The 522-nt window shown below is 58.6% G+C and carries 1 protein-coding gene; it reads left to right on the forward strand.

Annotation, left to right across the window (positions count from 1 at the left end):
* Nucleotides 1-522: MotA/TolQ/ExbB proton channel family protein (locus tag H8K47_RS18050; protein ID WP_186882732.1), on the forward strand; the 522-nt coding region annotated here is incomplete at both ends.

Here is a 522-nt window from a genome sequence, read left to right on the forward strand (position 1 = left end):
AACTGTCTGGCCAGGCAACAGATGCCCGCGCTAAATTCTGGAAATCTGCCTCGGTACAAGCAGGTGCAGCTTCCCTCAAAGAAGGCAGCCCATTCCGCTTCATCGCTGACTCCGGCATCAAAGCCACCGAGCACCATGAAGGCGCCCTGCTGGAACAAATCGACCTGAACACCTGGGTCTCCATGTCCATCCAACGCGCAGTCGACAAAGTACAAAGCCGCCTGCAAGACGGCCTGGCCTTCCTGGCGACAGTCGGTTCGACAGCACCATTCGTTGGTCTGTTCGGCACCGTATGGGGTATTTACCACGCGCTGACAGCGATCGGTATGTCCGGTCAGGCATCGATCGACAAAGTAGCGGGTCCTGTGGGTGAAGCGCTGATCATGACCGCGATCGGTCTGGCCGTCGCGGTTCCAGCGGTGTTGGGCTACAACTTCCTGGTTCGCCGCAACAAGAGCGCGATGGAAGAAGTCCGCGCGTTTGCAGCAGACCTGCACTCCGTTGTCCTGTCCGGCAACATGA

The organism is Cognatundibacterium rugosum (assembly GCF_014284365.1).
GTDB lineage: Bacteria > Pseudomonadota > Gammaproteobacteria > Burkholderiales > Burkholderiaceae_D > Undibacterium > Undibacterium rugosum.